This window comes from Arthrobacter glacialis (assembly GCF_002909445.1).
GTDB lineage: Bacteria > Actinomycetota > Actinomycetes > Actinomycetales > Micrococcaceae > Specibacter > Specibacter glacialis.
Genome location: NZ_PPXC01000039.1, coordinates 1 through 1,971, shown reverse-complemented (window position 1 = coordinate 1,971; position 1,971 = coordinate 1). Strand labels below are relative to the sequence as shown.

Sequence of the window (1,971 nt, the reverse complement as noted above, 5' to 3'; positions counted from 1 at the left end):
AACCAACGGGAGTTGCAGTGGATGCGAGAACTCCCTCCTTTGGCCGAATTGACTGTTTGTGCAGGTCAGCGTGGCATTGGCACCCGGTGGGGAAAAGCGCTCCGAGAATAGCCTTGACCAGTTTCCGCAGGTGGATGTAGGTTTCTTGCATCTAATGCATGATTCCATGGTTAGGACAGGCGATGAATGATGCTGTTCCGGGTTTCGTTCCACGGCTGTTAACCGATCCAGCCGTTAGTCTTTTTCGGGCCGATGAGCGCGTGTTCACAGCGATGCTGGGTGGTTGGCGGGCCCAGATGTTGGCCCGCGGCCTGACAGTGGGCACGATAGAAGGCCGTTGCCGGCTGGTGGATAGGTTTCAGGTATTCAGCGCCGAGTTTCCGTGGCAGTGGCGCCCGGTGGACATTGAGCAGTTTCTCGCAGAGCTGCGCTCTGGAAAACAGCCCCTCAGCCTTACAACTCTGCGCTCGTACAGCAACGCTGTCGCCATGTTCTGTGCGTATCTTACGCATCCTGCCTACGGCTGGGGCGAGTTCTGCGAACGCACGTTCGGGGATATCCCCTCCCAGATCTGCTTCGAGTGGAACACCCCCAGGCACACGACAGACGACGCGGTACCAACTGCGCGTCGTGCCTTCACAAAGGTTGAGCTGCAGAAGCTCTTCGACTACCTCGATGACCTCATCGACCGTGAATACGCCACTGGAAGCAAACGCTGGCTGCCCCTGCTCCGTGACTCGGTCGCCTTTAAGGTGTGTTATGCCTATGGACTGCGCCGGCGCGAGTTGACCATGCTTGATCTGGAGGACTTTGGGCCGAACCCCCACGTTGCGGATTATGGGCGGTTTGGTGCCGTCTTGGTCCGCTGGGCCAAGGGCACCGCAGGCTCCGGGCCGCGACGTCGTACGGTCTTGACCGTGCCGGAGTTTGACTGGGTCGTTGAACAACTGCGCATCTGGACGGCCGGCGGCATGCGTCAGCAGTTTCCGACGGCCGAGAGGTCCACTGCCCTGTGGCCAAGTGAACGGGGCGCCCGGATGACACTGGGAGGTTTCGGGGACGCTTTCGCTGCTGCACGTGACGCGGTGGGTCTGCCCAAGGAACTGGGGCTGCACTGCCTTCGGCATTCTTACGTAACGCACTTGATCGAGGCTGGCTACGATCCTGCTTTCGTGCAAACCCAGGTCGGACACGCGTATGCCTCCACGACAAGCCTCTACACCTCGGTATCGTCTGACTTCAAACAGAAGACCGTGCAGAAAATGATCGCGCGCCGCATCGCCACCCAGGAGGACCAAGATGCCTGAACAACGTCGAATCGGCTATCGCTGGAACCTGCGGACACTGATGGCCCAGCGCAACCTTTGGAAGACCACCGAGCTGATGCCACTGCTGAGATCCCGCGGGATCAACCTCTCGGAAAGCCAGGTTTACCGGCTGGTCACGACGGTGCCGGAACGTATCCCTGCAAGGACATTCGCGGCCCTCTGCGACATCCTGGACTGCACGCCGAATGACCTGTTCGAACCGTTCGTTGAGATGCGTGCCGCCGCGACAGCGAACGCTCCCCAGCGCAGCGAAGATCTTGGAATCCAGCCAGGAAACCCGATCGCCAAGCGCATTCGACTCGTCACAACTGAGGGCAGTGAGTAGGCCCCGCAAGGCGGAGGACCCGATACGCTGGCCGGTCCCCTGCGCCCGCTGCGGACAACATCACCAGATTGTGGTTCGATGGCCCGACGGTGGAATCTGCGGTTACTGCTACCAGCAAGCCAAACGCACCCGCGGCACCTGCGCCTGCGGACACGAAGGTGTGCTGCCCGGCCTCGTCGACAGCCAACCCACATGTCGTCGATGCTCAGGCATCCGGCTCAATGTTGACTGCCTGATGTGTGGAGCTGAGGAAGAACTCCACAGTGGCGGCCGCTGCTGGACCTGCGTCCTTAGCTCCGTCGTGGATGACCTCCTCAC

Annotated in this window: 2 protein-coding genes; both read left to right on the top strand. The window is 60.6% G+C overall.

Going from position 1 to position 1,971, the window contains the following annotated elements; genetic code table 11:
* Window positions 1-182 precede the first annotated feature (182 nt).
* Window positions 183-1,307 carry a tyrosine-type recombinase/integrase gene (locus CVS27_RS20285; protein WP_103467646.1) on the top strand — a complete coding sequence of 375 codons (1,125 nt, stop codon included), beginning with the start codon at window positions 183-185 and terminating at the stop codon, window positions 1,305-1,307.
* Complete coding sequence (locus CVS27_RS20280; RefSeq protein ID WP_103467645.1) at window positions 1,300-1,653, top strand: helix-turn-helix domain-containing protein; 354 nt, start codon at window positions 1,300-1,302, stop codon at window positions 1,651-1,653. The genes CVS27_RS20285 and CVS27_RS20280 overlap by 8 nt, the downstream gene beginning before the upstream one ends.
* Window positions 1,654-1,971: the final 318 nt, after the last annotated feature.

Coding starts and splice junctions, on each gene's coding strand:
- CVS27_RS20285 (WP_103467646.1), top strand. CDS start 183: ATGAATGATGCTGTTCCGGGTTTCGTTCCACGGCTGTTAACCGATCCA.
- CVS27_RS20280 (WP_103467645.1), top strand. CDS start 1,300: ATGCCTGAACAACGTCGAATCGGCTATCGCTGGAACCTGCGGACACTG.